At 68.2% G+C, this 13,534-nt stretch carries 13 protein-coding genes and 1 pseudogene; 10 read left to right on the top strand and 4 right to left on the bottom strand.

Translation table 11 applies throughout. The features are described from left to right. Positions 1-90: 90 nt before the first annotated feature. A pseudogene (locus ACLBYA_RS08345) lies at positions 91-337 on the bottom strand (YciI family protein). 38 nt (positions 338-375) lie between these two features. After that, on the bottom strand, positions 376-1,383 hold the full coding sequence (locus ACLBYA_RS08350; RefSeq protein WP_447709072.1) for an iron-siderophore ABC transporter substrate-binding protein: 1,008 nt from the start codon (positions 1,381-1,383) through the stop codon (positions 376-378). Positions 1,384-1,593: 210 nt separating this feature from the next. Between ACLBYA_RS08350 and ctaD the strand changes: the two genes are divergently transcribed. Both ctaD and serB read left to right on the top strand, forming a co-directional pair. Continuing rightward, on the top strand, positions 1,594-3,339 hold the full coding sequence (gene ctaD / locus ACLBYA_RS08355; protein ID WP_447708915.1) for an aa3-type cytochrome oxidase subunit I: 1,746 nt from the start codon (positions 1,594-1,596) through the stop codon (positions 3,337-3,339). A 39-nt stretch (positions 3,340-3,378) separates the two neighbouring features. After that, positions 3,379-4,638, top strand: coding sequence for a phosphoserine phosphatase SerB (serB, locus tag ACLBYA_RS08360; RefSeq protein ID WP_447708916.1), 1,260 nt, complete (start codon positions 3,379-3,381; stop codon positions 4,636-4,638). A 7-nt stretch (positions 4,639-4,645) separates the two neighbouring features. Here the strand turns inward: serB and yczR are convergent, their stop codons facing one another. Continuing rightward, positions 4,646-6,091, bottom strand: coding sequence for a MocR-like transcription factor YczR (gene yczR / locus ACLBYA_RS08365; protein WP_447708917.1), 1,446 nt, complete (start codon positions 6,089-6,091; stop codon positions 4,646-4,648). A gap of 62 nt (positions 6,092-6,153) precedes the next feature. Here yczR and ACLBYA_RS08370 point away from each other — a divergent pair, with 62 nt between their 5' ends. The 8 genes from ACLBYA_RS08370 (at position 6,154) to ACLBYA_RS08405 (ending at position 12,249) form a co-directional block, all read left to right on the top strand. Beyond that, positions 6,154-6,306: a hypothetical protein gene (locus ACLBYA_RS08370; protein WP_447708918.1), complete on the top strand. Its 153-nt coding sequence runs from the start codon at positions 6,154-6,156 to the stop codon at positions 6,304-6,306. Further along, on the top strand, positions 6,303-7,001 hold the full coding sequence (gene yczE / locus ACLBYA_RS08375; protein ID WP_447708919.1) for a membrane protein YczE: 699 nt from the start codon (positions 6,303-6,305) through the stop codon (positions 6,999-7,001). The genes ACLBYA_RS08370 and yczE overlap by 4 nt, the downstream gene beginning before the upstream one ends. Continuing rightward, entirely contained in the window at positions 6,962-7,804 is an 843-nt protein-coding gene (locus ACLBYA_RS08380) for an ABC transporter ATP-binding protein (RefSeq protein WP_447708920.1), read from the top strand. Before yczE ends, ACLBYA_RS08380 begins: the two co-directional genes overlap by 40 nt. Continuing rightward, a complete protein-coding gene (locus ACLBYA_RS08385; RefSeq protein WP_447708921.1) occupies positions 7,801-8,625 on the top strand; it encodes an NUDIX hydrolase in 825 nt (274 codons plus the stop codon). The genes ACLBYA_RS08380 and ACLBYA_RS08385 overlap by 4 nt, the downstream gene beginning before the upstream one ends. Next, entirely contained in the window at positions 8,622-9,314 is a 693-nt protein-coding gene (locus ACLBYA_RS08390; protein ID WP_447708922.1) for an enoyl-CoA hydratase-related protein, read from the top strand. The genes ACLBYA_RS08385 and ACLBYA_RS08390 overlap by 4 nt, the downstream gene beginning before the upstream one ends. Positions 9,315-9,323: 9 nt before the next feature. Beyond that, positions 9,324-10,325, top strand: a complete 1,002-nt coding sequence (locus ACLBYA_RS08395; RefSeq protein ID WP_447708923.1) for a class I SAM-dependent methyltransferase — start codon at positions 9,324-9,326, stop codon at positions 10,323-10,325. Next, positions 10,283-11,479, top strand: a complete 1,197-nt coding sequence (locus tag ACLBYA_RS08400) for a THUMP-like domain-containing protein (protein WP_447709073.1) — start codon at positions 10,283-10,285, stop codon at positions 11,477-11,479. The genes ACLBYA_RS08395 and ACLBYA_RS08400 overlap by 43 nt, the downstream gene beginning before the upstream one ends. 65 nt (positions 11,480-11,544) lie before the next feature. Further along, on the top strand, positions 11,545-12,249 hold the full coding sequence (locus tag ACLBYA_RS08405) for an esterase (protein ID WP_447708924.1): 705 nt from the start codon (positions 11,545-11,547) through the stop codon (positions 12,247-12,249). Here the strand turns inward: ACLBYA_RS08405 and ACLBYA_RS08410 are convergent. Then, on the bottom strand, positions 12,246-13,478 hold the full coding sequence (locus ACLBYA_RS08410; RefSeq protein ID WP_447708925.1) for an outer membrane protein assembly factor BamB family protein: 1,233 nt from the start codon (positions 13,476-13,478) through the stop codon (positions 12,246-12,248). The genes ACLBYA_RS08405 and ACLBYA_RS08410 overlap by 4 nt on opposite strands. Positions 13,479-13,534: the final 56 nt, after the last annotated feature.

The raw sequence follows: 13,534 nt of genomic DNA on the forward strand, positions 1-13,534 counted from the left end.
GAAGGAAACAGAATCGGGCGCAGCAGTGCGCCCCGCGAATGCACAACCTCGCATGTGCCGGGCTTAGTCCCGGAACCCCTGTGAGTTGGCTTAAAGTCCCGCGGCGCGGAACCTGGCGTTGAAGCTGACCCGCTCGTAGCGGGCCACCCCGGCCTAGGTGTACGGGTCGGCGGGGTCAACGCGTCGGCGTCCTCGGCGGACATGTCGGCGGCGATCAGCACCGCGCCGACTGCGATTCCAGTCGGCCGGCCAGCAGGATACGACCGGCTTCGACCTCGATGCCCAGCCATTCCAGGTGGGCGGGCCGGGTCTGGTCGATGACGTCGAGGGGCTGCAGTTATGTGATGTTGAGGACGTGAAACACGAGCGCAGAGACTAGTTGATCGGGGCGTTGAGCCAGCGCAGGTCCTCGATGATGCCGCGCGCGGCCACCACACCCTGGCCGGTCTGCCACACCTCGTTGTTGACCGCAAAAACCCGGTTGTCCTTGCTCGCCGACAGCGCACGCCATGCTGCGCTTTCGAGCACCTCGGGGGCCTGGTCTCGGGCGGCCGGCGAGTCGAAGGACAGGTAGACGATATCGCCGTCGGCGGCCGACAGGTCGGTGTCCCCGGACAGTTCGGTGATATCGATCTCGAGATAGGGCTTATCGGTAAACCTTTGTGCGGCAGGGCGATCCACCCCAACGGCGGTGAGCACCGAGGCCGGGAAGTTGTCGGCGCCGTACACCCGCACGGTGTTCTCGGTGAACTGCACCACCGAGGCCTGGAAGTGGGTGGCGTCGTTCTCGGCGCCGACATCGCGGGCGTCACGTTCGAAATCGTCGAGCACCCGATCGGCCGCCTCGCCGCGGCCGGCCGCCACCGCGATGCTGCGCAGGGTTTCGCGCCAGTCGGGGGCGCCGCCGGTGAATACGGTCGGGGCGACCGAGCTGAGCGATGCGAAGTCCTCCAGGCTGTGCCCGGCGGACCCGAGGATGAGCTCGGGATCGGCGGCGCGCACCGCGGCCACGTCGGTGACGGCGGGAGCGTCATGCAGCACGGTGCCCAGATAGGACGGCGACGGTGGCGTCGTCCCGACCACCCGGCTCTGCAGCCCGAGCGCGCATAGTGCATCCAACTGGCCGGGGGCCAGCGCCACGATGCGCTGCGGGTCGCCGCGCATCTCGGTGGTCGCGGGCACACCGTCGGAGGACGCGTTGCGTACCGCACGGGTGGCCGGGTCGGCAGGAGCCGGATCGGCCGCACAGGATTCGTCGGGCCTGCGCTGGTTGCCCAGCACACCGGCATCGGCGATGCGGGTGGTGCTCGTCACCGGGGCGCCGGGTCCCGGTGCGGAACCGGGGGTGGGCACCGAATCGGAGGCTCCGCATCCGGTCAGCATGGTCAGTGTGGCCGCGACACTCGCGGCGAATAGGCCCGTGCGCGCAGTGCCGGCGAGGGTGGGAAACAGCACGTCGCCGACGGTAACATCCACCCGCTGCCGCGAATCTACGACAGTTTGTAGGACCCATGCCGCCGCCGACGGTGATGGGGGATAAGATCACGAACGAGCACTGCCGGGATGACCCGTCGACTTTTTATGGAGGATCTGTTGGTAGCCGAAGCGCCCCCAATCGGAGAACTCGAGGCACGGCGTCCGTTCCCGCAGCGGATGGGCCCCAAGGGCAACCTGATCTACAAGCTGATCACGACGACCGATCACAAGCTGATCGGCATGATGTACTGCGTCGTCTGCTTCATGTTCTTCTTCGTCGGCGGCCTGATGGCGCTGCTGATGCGTACCGAACTCGCGATGCCGGGACTGCAGTTCCTGTCCAACGAGCAGTTCAACCAGCTATTCACCATGCACGGCACGGTGATGCTGCTGTTCTACGCGACCCCGATCGTGTTCGGCTTCGCCAACCTGGTGCTGCCGCTGCAGATCGGCGCGCCCGACGTCGCCTTCCCGCGGCTGAATGCGTTCTCGTTCTGGCTGTTCCTGTTCGGCGCGCTGATCGCCATGGGTGGCTTCATCACCCCCGGTGGCGCCGCCGACTTCGGCTGGACCGCCTACTCGCCGCTGACCGACGCCATCCACTCCCCGGGCGCCGGCGGTGACCTGTGGATCATGGGCCTGGCCGTCGGTGGTCTGGGCACCATCCTCGGTGGCGTCAACATGATCACCACCGTGGTCTGCATGCGTGCCCCCGGCATGACCATGTTCCGGATGCCGATCTTCACCTGGAACATCCTGGTGACCTCGATCCTGGTGCTGCTGGCCTTCCCGCTGCTGACCGCCGCGCTGTTCGGTCTGGCCGCCGACCGCCACCTGGGTGCGCACATCTACGACCCGGCCAACGGTGGTGTCCTGCTGTGGCAGCACCTGTTCTGGTTCTTCGGGCACCCCGAGGTGTACATCATCGCGCTGCCGTTCTTCGGCATCGTCTCCGAGATCTTCCCGGTGTTCAGCCGGAAACCGATCTTCGGTTACACCACCCTGATCTACGCGACGCTGGGTATCGCGGCACTGTCGGTCGCGGTGTGGGCGCACCACATGTACGCGACAGGGGCCGTTCTCCTTCCCTTCTTCAGTTTCATGACGTTCCTGATCGCGGTGCCGACCGGTATCAAGTTCTTCAACTGGATCGGCACGATGTGGAAGGGGCAGTTGACCTTCGAGACACCGATGTTGTTCTCGGTGGGCTTCCTGATCACCTTTCTGATCGGTGGTCTGTCGGGTGTGCTGCTGGCCAGCCCGCCGCTGGACTTCCACGTCACCGACAGCTATTTCGTCATTGCGCACTTCCATTACGTGCTCTTCGGCACCATCGTGTTCGCCACCTACGCGGGCATCTACTTCTGGTTCCCGAAGATGACGGGCCGGCTGCTCGACGAGCGACTGGGCAAGCTGCACTTCTGGCTGACCTTCATCGGCTTCCACCTGACCTTCCTGGTGCAGCACTGGGTCGGTGACGAGGGCATGCCGCGTCGTTACGCCGACTACCTGCCCAGCGACGGGTTCACCACGCTGAACGTCATCTCCACCGCGGGCGCGTTCGTGCTCGGTGTGTCGACGCTGCCGTTCGTGTGGAACGTGTTCAAGAGCTGGCGTTACGGCGAGCCGGTTGTGGTCGACGACCCGTGGGGTTACGGCAACTCGCTGGAATGGGCCACCTCGTGCCCGCCGCCGCGGCACAACTTCACCGAGCTGCCCCGGATCCGTTCGGAGCGTCCGGCGTTCGAGTTGCACTACCCGCACATGGTCGAGCGGATGCGGGCCGAGGCCCATATCGGCCGTGCGCACGGGCCCGACGACGGCGACGTGACCCGACTCGACGACGAACACGTCCGTACCTGATCCGACTCGCCCGACCGAGGCATCCAAACGGAGGTAACTGTGCCAACGGCCTCGCAGTCCGTTGACGCTGCACGTGGACGTTCGTCGCTGCTGATCACCGTCACCGGTGTCGATCAGCCCGGCGTGACATCGGCATTGTTCGAGGTGTTGTCACGGCATCACGTCGAGCTGCTCAACGTCGAACAGGTGGTCATCCGGGGGCGGCTGACCCTCGGTGTGCTGGTATCGGTCGAAACGGCCGTCGCCGACGGCACCGAGTTCGCCGATGCGGTGCGCGCCGCCATTCACGGTGTCGGTCTGGACGTCTCGATCGAACGCAGCGATGACAAGCCGGTGATGGAGGAGCCCTCCACCCACACCATCGTGGTGCTGGGCCGACCCATCACCGCCGGGGCGTTCGGGGTGGTGGCCAGTGAGGTCGCCGCACTCGGGGTGAACATCGACTTCATTCGCGGGGTGTCGGACTACCCGGTGACCGGCCTGGAACTTCGGGTGTCGGTACCGCCGGGGGCGGTATACGCCGAGCTGCAGAACGTGATGGCCCGCACCGCCGTCGACCAGGGTGTCGACATCGCGCTGGAGGACTACAGCCTGTCGCGGCGGACCAAACGCCTGATCGTGTTCGATGTCGACTCGACGCTGATCCAGGGCGAGGTCATCGAGATGCTGGCCTCACACGCCGGCGCGGAGGCCGCGGTCGCCGAGGTCACCGAGGCGGCCATGCGCGGCGAACTGGATTTCGCGGAGTCGCTGCACAAGCGGGTCGCCACCCTGGCCGGGCTGCCCGCCGAGGTGCTCGACGATGTCGCCGAGCAGATCGAGCTCACCCCCGGTGCCCGCACCACGATTCGCACCCTGCGCAGGCTCGGTTATCACTGCGGCATCGTGTCCGGTGGATTCCGCCAGGTGATCGACCCGCTGGCGCACGAACTGAAACTGGATTTCGTGGCCGCCAACGAGCTCGAGATCATCGACGGCAAGCTCACCGGCCGGGTGGTCGGCACGGTGATCGACCGGCCCGGAAAGGCCAAGGCGCTACGCGATTTCGCCGATCAGGCCGGGGTACCGATGGCCCAGACGGTGGCCGTCGGCGACGGCGCCAACGATATCGACATGCTGTCGGCGGCCGGGCTCGGTGTGGCCTTCAACGCCAAACCCGCGCTGCGTGAGGTCGCCGATGCCTCGCTGAGCCATCCCTATCTGGACACCGTGCTGTTCCTGCTCGGGGTCACCCGTGGCGAGATCGAGGCCGCCGACGCGGTCGACGGCACCGTCCGCCGGGTCGATATCCCTGGCTGAAACCCGGCTACACCACAACCGCGTGGGTTTCCGGGGCGACCGTCACCCCGGTGATCGAGTGCCACGCCCGGGCCATCAGATCGACGGCGGCCTCCAGCTGCGGCTCCGGGAGCGCATAGGGCACCCGGATGAACCGCTCGAGCGTGCCGTCGACGCCGAAGCGGGGACCGGCGGGCAGATCGAGTCCCAGCCGCGATGCCGAGGCCGACAGCGCGGTGCTCATCGGCGCGGGCAGTTGCACCCACAGCGACATCCCGCCGCGACCGGGACCGGGCCGCCACTCGGGTAGCTCGCGGGCCAGCAGGTCGACCAGGAACGCTCGCCGCACCCGCAGCAGCTCGCGGCGTTCGGGCAGTACGTCATCGCGGATCTGCAGAAGCCTTGCCGCCGTGAGCTGTTCGAGAATCGGGGTGCCCAGATCGACCGCCGAGCGGATGGCCGCGATGGTGGCCAGGGTGGCGGGTTCGGCGCGGATCCAGCCGATTCGCAGGCCGCCCCAGAACGATTTGGACATCGACCCCACGGTGAGCACCAGATCACGACGGTTCGGTACCGCGGCAGCCAGCGGTTCCGGCGGTGCGTCGTCGACCCACATGTCCATGATCGACTCGTCGACGATGGTGCGGGTACGGGTCTCGGAGATGATGTGGCCCAACCTGTTTCGGTCGGTGGACGACATGGTGAACCCGGTCGGGTTGTGATTGTCCGGGATGAAATAGGCCAGGCTCGGGGCCAGCTGCCGGATGGCGGCGTGTACGGCGTCCAGTTCCCAGCCCTGTTCGTTGAGCGACACGGGTACCGCCCGTGCACCGGAGGTCGAGATCGCCGACAGCGCACCGTGATACGTCGGCTGCTCGACCAGTACCCGGTCACCGGGCTGGGTGAACGCGGCCAGGATCAGGCCGATGGCGTGCTGGGCGCCGCTGGTGATCATGATCTGGCCGGCCTCGGTGGGTAGGCCGCGTGCGGTGTAGCGGTCGGCGACGGCGGTGCGCAGCGCGCACACCCCGGTCAGCTCGTGACCGGGTTCGGCCAGATACGGCGTGATATTGCGGGCCGCGTCAGAAAACGCCTCCAGCACCGCCGCACTCGGTGCCGACAGTGCGGCGGCGGCCAGGCTGACCGACGGGGCCGTCGGATCGGTGGGCGTGACGGGGCGCTGCGGCAGGGCTGCGGTGCTGCGGGCTCCGCGGCGGGCATGGAGATAGCCGTCGTCGCGCAGTGCGGTGAAGGCGGCGGTCACGGTGGTTCGCGACACCCGCAGCACATCGGCAAGGGCGCGCTCGCTGGGCAGCCGGGCGCCGACGGGGATGCGGCCGTCGACGATGAGCAACCGGACCGCGTCGGCCAGACCCAGATAGGCCGGCCCGGTCAGACTGGAAGTGCGCCAGTTGCCGAGTTCGCGAGCCAGTAGGTCCACATCCAGTGATCTGGCACCCATATCGATGGACATAAGAGCCAGTCTCCGTCAACTGGCTATTGATGTGCAAGCCAAAATGACTGGATTATCGGTTCATGAGAGAAAACTGGATGTCTCGGATGGCGGGGAAGTACCGGCGGTCGGGACCATATGACCGGCACCGGGCCAGTGACCCGGACAGTGCCGATGCCCGCCGGATGCGCAACGAGCTCGACGCGATCCGCGCGCGTTTCCCCGACCACGCATGACCCGGGCCTTCACCCGCGCCGCACTCCTGCTGGTCGGACTATCCGGGTACGGCTTCTCGATGGCCATGATGGTGCAGGCCGGCCTCGGACTGGACCCCTGGGATGTCTTTCATCAAGGCCTGGCCCGGCACACCGGGATGACGATCGGGACCGCGTCGGCACTCGTCGGCATCGTGGTGCTGCTGGCCTGGATCCCGCTGCGTAACCGGCCCGGGATCGGGACGGTCGCCAACGTCATCGTCATCGCGGTGACCGTCGACCTGGGTATCGCCCTGCTGCCCGCGCCGCAGGACATCAGGGTGCGGGTCGCCATGATGCTCGGTGCGGTGTTGCTCAACGCGGTCAGCACGGTGCTCTACATCGGCGCCGGGCTGGGGCCCGGACCCCGTGACGGATTGATGACCGGTCTGGTGGCCCGGACCGGCCGCTCGGTCCGGGTCATCCGCACCGGCATCGAGGTGACGGTGCTCACCGCGGGCTTCCTGCTCGGTGGCACCGTCGGCATCGGCACAGTGGTGTACGCCTTCGGAATCGGGCCGCTGGTGCAACTGATGCTGCGATTCATGCCTCGCCGACTGCTGTTTCACGATTTCGGCGCGCCCACGCGAGCGGGGCGCACCCGAGTCGCCGAACCCGCCGACACTACGATGGGCGGGTGCCAGCAGACGAGCCCGTTGCAGACCCCGACCTGCTGATCGACTTCGCCAAGGTCACCCTGCGCCGCGGTGGCAAAACCCTGGTGGGCCCCATCAACTGGGCCGTCGAACTCGACGAGCGCTGGGTGGTGATCGGCCCCAACGGTGCAGGGAAGACCTCGCTGCTGCGCATCGCCGCGGCGATCGACCATCCGTCCTCGGGCACCGCGTTCGTGCTCGGTGAGCGGCTCGGCCGCACCGATATGAACGAGCTGCGCTCGCGGGTGGGGTTGAGCAGTTCGGCGCTGAGCCAACGGATTCCCGATGACGAGATCGTGCGCGATCTGGTCGTGTCGGCCGGCTATTCGGTGCTCGGCCGCTGGCGGGAGCGATACGACGAGGTCGACTACGAGCAGGCCGTCGACATGCTGGAGAGCCTGGGCGCCGAGCATCTGGCCGAACGCAGCTACGGCACCTTGAGCGAGGGTGAGCGCAAACGGGTGCTGATCGCCCGCTCGCTGATGACCGACCCCGAACTACTGCTGCTCGACGAACCCGCCGCCGGGCTGGACCTCGGTGGTCGCGAGGAGTTGGTGGGCCGGCTGGCTGATCTGGCCGCCGACCCGGATGCACCGGCCCTGGTGCTGGTGACCCATCACGTCGAGGAGATCCCGCCGGGCTTCAGCCACTGCCTGCTGCTCTCGGAGGGCAGTGTGATCGGGTCCGGACTGTTGACCGATGTGCTGACATCGGAGAATCTGTCGCGGGCGTTCGGGCAGTCGATCACGCTCGAACTCATCGACGGTCGGTACTTCGCGCGGCGGACCCGCAACCGCGCGGCACACAGGAGACGTGCGCAATGACAGACCCGCTGGTGCCACGGCCCGCGTCGACCGTGATGCTGCTGCGCGATCAGGGCACGCCGGAATCACTGGAGATCTTCCTGATGCGCAGGCATTCGGCGATGGACTTCGTCGCCGGGGTGATGGTGTTTCCCGGCGGCGGTGTCGACGACCGCGATCGCGGAACCGGGATCGACTGGTATGGACCCGGGCCGGATTGGTGGGCACAGCGGCTCAACGTCCACGTCGACCTCGCCGAGGCGCTGGTGTGCGCCGCGGCACGGGAAACCTTCGAGGAATCCGGGGTGCTGTTCGCCGGTGCGGCCGACGACTCCGACGTCCTGGTCGACGATGCCTCGGTGTACCGAGAGCAGCGGGCGGCCCTGGCCAACAACTCGCTGTCCTTCGCAGACTTCCTGCGCGCCGAGAAACTGGTCCTTCGCGCCGATCTGCTGCGGCCCTGGGCAAACTGGGTGACCCCCAAGGAGGAGCGCACCCGCCGTTACGACACTTACTTCTTCGTCGGCGCCATCCCGGACGGCCAGCGCGCCGACGGCGACAACACCGAAAGCGACCGCGCGTTCTGGTCCACCCCGCAGGCCGCCCTCGACGAGTTTGCCGACGGCCGCTCGTTCCTGCTGCCACCGACCTGGTCGCAGCTGGATTCGGTCAACGGCCGCACGGTGGCCGACGTGCTGGCCACCGAGCGCCGCATCGTGGCGATGGAGCCGAGCCTGACCGCGGACAAGGGGACCGGCGACTGGGATATCGAGTTTTTCGACGGCGCGCGCTACAACGAGGCCCGCAATCGTCGCGCACCCGACGGGTACGGGACGACATGACGGAATTCGTCTCATCGGTGGTGACCGACGCGATCGGCACCCTGGTGCTGTCCCGGCCACCCACCAACGCGCTGACCCGGCAGATGTACCGCGAGATCGCGCAGGTCGCCGGCGAGCTGGGCGCCGATACATCGGTGTCCAGCGTCATCCTGTTCGGCGGGCACGAGGTGTTCAGTGCCGGTGACGACATCTCGGCGCTACGCCGCTTGGATGCCGCCGATGCCGAGAGCGTCACCGTCGCGTGCCGCGCGGCGCTGGACGCCGTCGCCGCCATCCCGCAGCCGACGGTCGCCGCCGTCACCGGATATGCGCTCGGCTCGGGCCTGGCGTTGGCGCTGGCGGCGGACTGGCGGGTGGCCGGGGACAACATAAAGGTCGGCGTCACCGAGGTGCTGGCCGGGCTGCTGCCCGCTGCGGGCACCGACCGGCTGGTGCGCGCCGTCGGCGCGGCGCGGGCCAAGGATCTGGTGTTCAGCGGCCGGTTCGTCGGTGCGCAGGAGGCCCTGGCGCTGGGACTGATCGACGAGATGGTGGCCCCCGACGGTGTGTACGACGCCGCGCTGGCCTGGGCCCGCCCGCATGCCGAGATGCCCGCCAACGTGCTGGCCGCGGCAAAAGCCATGATCGACGGCGCTGGTGACGGGGTTGCCGGATACGTCGGGGTCTTCGGAGCAACCGTCGGCCGTTAGAGTGCCGGTATGACGAGCACGGACCACACGCCCGCCGGGAGTTCCGCCGAAGAAGACCCGGCTCCCAACCCGCACGCCACCGCCGAACAGGTCGAGGCGGCGCTGAAGGACACCAAGCTGGCGCAGATCCTCTACCACGACTGGGAAGCCGAGACCTACGACGACAAGTGGTCGATCTCCTATGACCAGCGGTGCATCGACTACGCCCGTGGGCGCTTCGACGCCATCGTGCCCGAGGACGTGCAGCGCGAGCTGCCCTACGACCGGGCGCTGGAACTGGGCTGCGGTACCGGGTTCTTCCTGCTCAACCTGATCCAGGCCGGGGTGGCCCGGCGTGGTTCGGTGACCGACCTGTCCCCGGGCATGGTCAAGGTCGCCACCCGCAACGGTCAGGGGCTGGGCCTGGACATCGACGGTCGGGTCGCCGACGCCGAGGGCATCCCCTACGAGGACAACACCTTCGACCTGGTGGTCGGCCACGCCGTGCTGCACCACATTCCCGATGTGGAGAAGTCGCTGCGCGAGGTGGTGCGCATCCTCAAGCCGGGCGGCCGGTTCGTCTTCGCCGGTGAGCCGACCAGCGCCGGCAACGTCTACGCGCGCAATCTGTCCACGCTGACCTGGCATCTGTCGACCAACATCACCAAGCTGCCCGGTCTGGAGAGCTGGCGGCGCCCGCAGGAGGAGCTCGACGAGTCCTCGCGCGCCGCGGCGCTGGAGGCCGTGGTGGACCTGCATACCTTCGATCCGCAGGATCTGGAGCGGATGGCCACCAACGCCGGTGCCGTCGAGGTCGCCACCGCCAGCGAGGAATTCACCGCCGCCATGCTCGGCTGGCCGATCCGCACCTTCGAGGCCTCCGTTCCGGCGGGCCGATTGGGTTGGGGCTGGGCGAAATTCGCCTTCAACAGCTGGACCACGCTGAGCTGGGTGGACGCCAACGTCTGGCGCAAGGTGGTGCCGAAGGCCTGGTTCTACAACGTGATGGTCACCGGGGTCAAGCCGTCCTAGCCTGGACCGTCGACGATGTCGACTATCTGCGCGGTGACGCCGGTCGCGCGGCGCTGGCCGAGGTGGCCTGCCTGGCATTGAGTGATGCCGGCCGGGTGGCCGATATCGCCTCGGTGCGAAACAGTTTCGGTGACCGCACCGCCGTGCTGGTGGAGACCACGCTGCTGCGCCGCCGCGCCCAGGCCAAGTTCGCCGATCCGGCGTCCTGGCTGTTCACCGATGACGCCCTGCAACAGGCGACCGCCGAACCGGTCGCGGTGCACCGCGCGCACCGATTGTCCGGGCGCCGCGTCCACGATGTGACGTGTTCGGTCGGCGCCGAACTGGCGGCCCTGGCGCCGCGGGCGGCGTCGGTGTTGGGCAGCGATCTGGACCCGGTGCGACTTGCCATGGCGCGCAACAACGTTGCCGGGGTCGAGGTGGTCCGGGCCGATGCGCTGGTCCCGGTGACCCGGGATACCGTGGTGGTCGCCGATCCGGGCCGGCGCGCCGGCGGACGGCGCCGCTTCGATCCGCGGGCGTATGCCCCGGCACTGGACTCGCTGCTGGAGGTGTACCGCGACCGGGATCTGGTGGTGAAATGCGCACCCGGTATCGACTTCGATCAGCTGGCGCGGCTGGGCTTCGCCGGTGAGATCGCGGTGACCTCACTGGGCGGCAGTGTGCGCGAGGCCTGCCTGTGGTCACCCGGGCTCAGCGATGTCCGGCGTCGCGCCACCGTGCTGGACCGCGCCGAGGAGTACACCGACGCCGACGCGGAAGACTGCACCGTCGCGCCGGCCGGGCGATGGATCGTCGACCCCGATGGTGCGGTGGTGCGGGCCGGTCTGGTCCGCCAGTACGCCACCCGGCACGGGCTGTGGCAGCTGGACCCCGATATCGCCTATCTGTCCGGCGCCGAACTGCCGGCCGGGGTGCGCGGATTCGAGGTACTGGCCCAGGTCGGCTTCGACGAGAAACGGCTGCGCCGGGAACTGGTGGCCCGCGACGGCGGTGCCGTCGAGATCCTGGTCCGCGGGGTCGACGTGGACCCCGATGTGTTGCGGCGGCGTCTCAAGCTGCGGGGCGGTCAGGCGCTGTCGGTCGTCATCGCCCGCATCGGTACCGGTGCGGCGAGCCGGGCGGTGGCATTCATTTGTCGGCCGTCGCGATAGCGCCACAGGTAATCTTGATCGCAGCGGTGCCTGTACCGCCCTGTTCTCCGGAGGATCGGACAAAAATGCGCGTACCCCCGTTGGCCGTCACCGTGCTGGCCGCAGCCACCACCGCCCTGCTGGGGCTCGCGGGTGCACCGGGCGCGTCGGCCGCGCCACCCACGTGCAGCGATGTGGACGGCGTGCTGAGCGCCGACAATCTCTGCACCATCACCCAGTCCGACCCGGCCTACAACCTGAACATCAGCTTCCCGGCCACCTTCCCGGATGCCAAACCCGTCATCGAGTACGTCAAGCAGACCCGTGACGGCTTCCTCAACGTCGCGAAATCGCCGGACTTCCGCGGGATGCCCTACGAGCTGGACACCACGGCGATCCAGTACAGCTCGGCGGTACCGCCGCGGGGCACCCAGTCGATCGTGTTCACCACCTACCAGAACATCGGTGGGGCGCATCCGCAGACGTTCTACAAGTCGTTCAGCTGGGATCAGGCCTACCGCAAGCCCATCACGTTCGAGAACCTGTTCCGTGAGGGTGTCGACGCGCTGCCGGTGATCTTCCCGGTGGTCCAGGCCGAGCTGGCCAAGCAGTCCGGCATGCCCGATCCGGTGCTGCCGGAGGCCGGTCTGGACCCGGTCAACTACCAGAACTTCGCCATCACCGAGGACGCAGTCATCTTCTTCTTCAGCCAGGGCGAGCTGCTGCCGGAATCGGCAGGCGCCGTGCAGGTTTCGGTGCCGCGTGCGACGTTGGCCCCGCTCCTGGCCTAAGCGGGAGCGAACCCGAAGACCTGGCCGTCACTGGTGGCGGTGACGACCCGTCGGTCGTGCCCCACCGACACCCCGACCGGGAATCCGGTCGCCTCCGGTAGCGGGTAGCGGTTGATCTCACGGCCGTCGGAGCTGTCGAACACCAGCAGTGCCTGACCGCGCTCACCGTCACGGACGACGGTGTAGCCGATGCGCATCCCGGCCAGGCTCGAGGTGGACAGCGGTTCGATATCGCCGTGGCTCCAGGCGATCTCGCCGTCGGCGGTGACGCCGACGAGCTGCGCCCCGGGTCCGCCGCCGACGATGATGTCACCTCGCGGTGTCACCGAGGGTGGGGTGAGCGGCTGAAAGTCCAGTGCCACCGACCATTTGGCGTTGCCGCTAGTGGTGTCGACGGCCCACAGCCGACCGTCGCGACCGTTGACGTAGGCGACCGTCCCGTCGGCGGAGAGCACCGGGCTGGCGATCGGGCCGCCCCCGACGGCGTCGCTGGTCCACTCCTGGGTCAGTGACGGGGTCTGGTCGGCGCGGTAGCGCAGTCCCATCAGGACCGGAGCCTCGGCGTCGGGCTCCCACAGCCCGGCCACCAGGATTCCGGACTCGGCGTTGAAGGCCGGTGCCGCCGAGACCGGGCAGCCGCTGCGCGCCGCGGCACAATCGTCGAGGCCGCGTTCGGAATCGGTGGGGTCGACGCCGGCGATCAGGTCCAGCGGGGTGCCGATGACGGTGCCGCGGTGCGCGTCGAAGACCAGCACCTGGCCGAGGTGGGTGAACACCAGCAGGTGCCCGGGGTCGAGAAGCCGTGGCGTCATGGGCATCCCGATGACCGGCTGTCGCCACCGAATCCACTGCGTCGGGGGATAGGACATCACCGCGCCCGGCTGGCCGATGTAGACGTTGTCGAAGCCGTCGAACAGCGGGCTCGCGAATCCGCCACCCTGCCACAGTCGTGTGCACCAGCGTTGCCGGGCGTTGTTGTCGGTCTCCCAGACCATCAATGAGCAGCCTGCGGGGGTCTGGCCGTTGACCGCGAGGTAGTTACCGGAGCCGAGCGCGACCTGGGCGCCGAGTTCGCCCTTGACCGACCGCTCCCAGTCCGCGCGCAGCGCCTCGGCGCCGTCGACCGGGCTATAGCTGGTGTTGGCGGCGTCGGCGTACTGGGCCGACCAGCCGTCCGACGCGTGGGCCTGGACCCACGAGTCGGTGTTTCCGCAGGCTGAGACGACCATGGCGGTCGCCCCCACAACGGCGGCAAGCCGGCGCGCAGATCTTCGGAGAGCAGGCA

The sequence above is a fragment of the Mycobacterium sp. C31M genome (assembly GCF_053345865.1).

Excerpts from the sequence above, each read along its gene's own strand:
- ACLBYA_RS08370 (WP_447708918.1), top strand. The coding sequence starts at position 6,154 with ATGAGAGAAAACTGGATGTCTCGGATGGCGGGGAAGTACCGGCGGTCG.
- ACLBYA_RS08390 (WP_447708922.1), top strand. The coding sequence starts at position 8,622 with ATGACGGAATTCGTCTCATCGGTGGTGACCGACGCGATCGGCACCCTG.
- ACLBYA_RS08385 (WP_447708921.1), top strand. The coding sequence starts at position 7,801 with ATGACAGACCCGCTGGTGCCACGGCCCGCGTCGACCGTGATGCTGCTG.
- ACLBYA_RS08395 (WP_447708923.1), top strand. The coding sequence starts at position 9,324 with ATGACGAGCACGGACCACACGCCCGCCGGGAGTTCCGCCGAAGAAGAC.
- ACLBYA_RS08410 (WP_447708925.1), bottom strand. The coding sequence starts at position 13,478 with ATGGTCGTCTCAGCCTGCGGAAACACCGACTCGTGGGTCCAGGCCCAC.
- ACLBYA_RS08350 (WP_447709072.1), bottom strand. The coding sequence starts at position 1,383 with ATGCTGACCGGATGCGGAGCCTCCGATTCGGTGCCCACCCCCGGTTCC.
- ACLBYA_RS08405 (WP_447708924.1), top strand. The coding sequence starts at position 11,545 with ATGCGCGTACCCCCGTTGGCCGTCACCGTGCTGGCCGCAGCCACCACC.
- yczE (WP_447708919.1), top strand. The coding sequence starts at position 6,303 with ATGACCCGGGCCTTCACCCGCGCCGCACTCCTGCTGGTCGGACTATCC.
- yczR (WP_447708917.1), bottom strand. The coding sequence starts at position 6,091 with ATGTCCATCGATATGGGTGCCAGATCACTGGATGTGGACCTACTGGCT.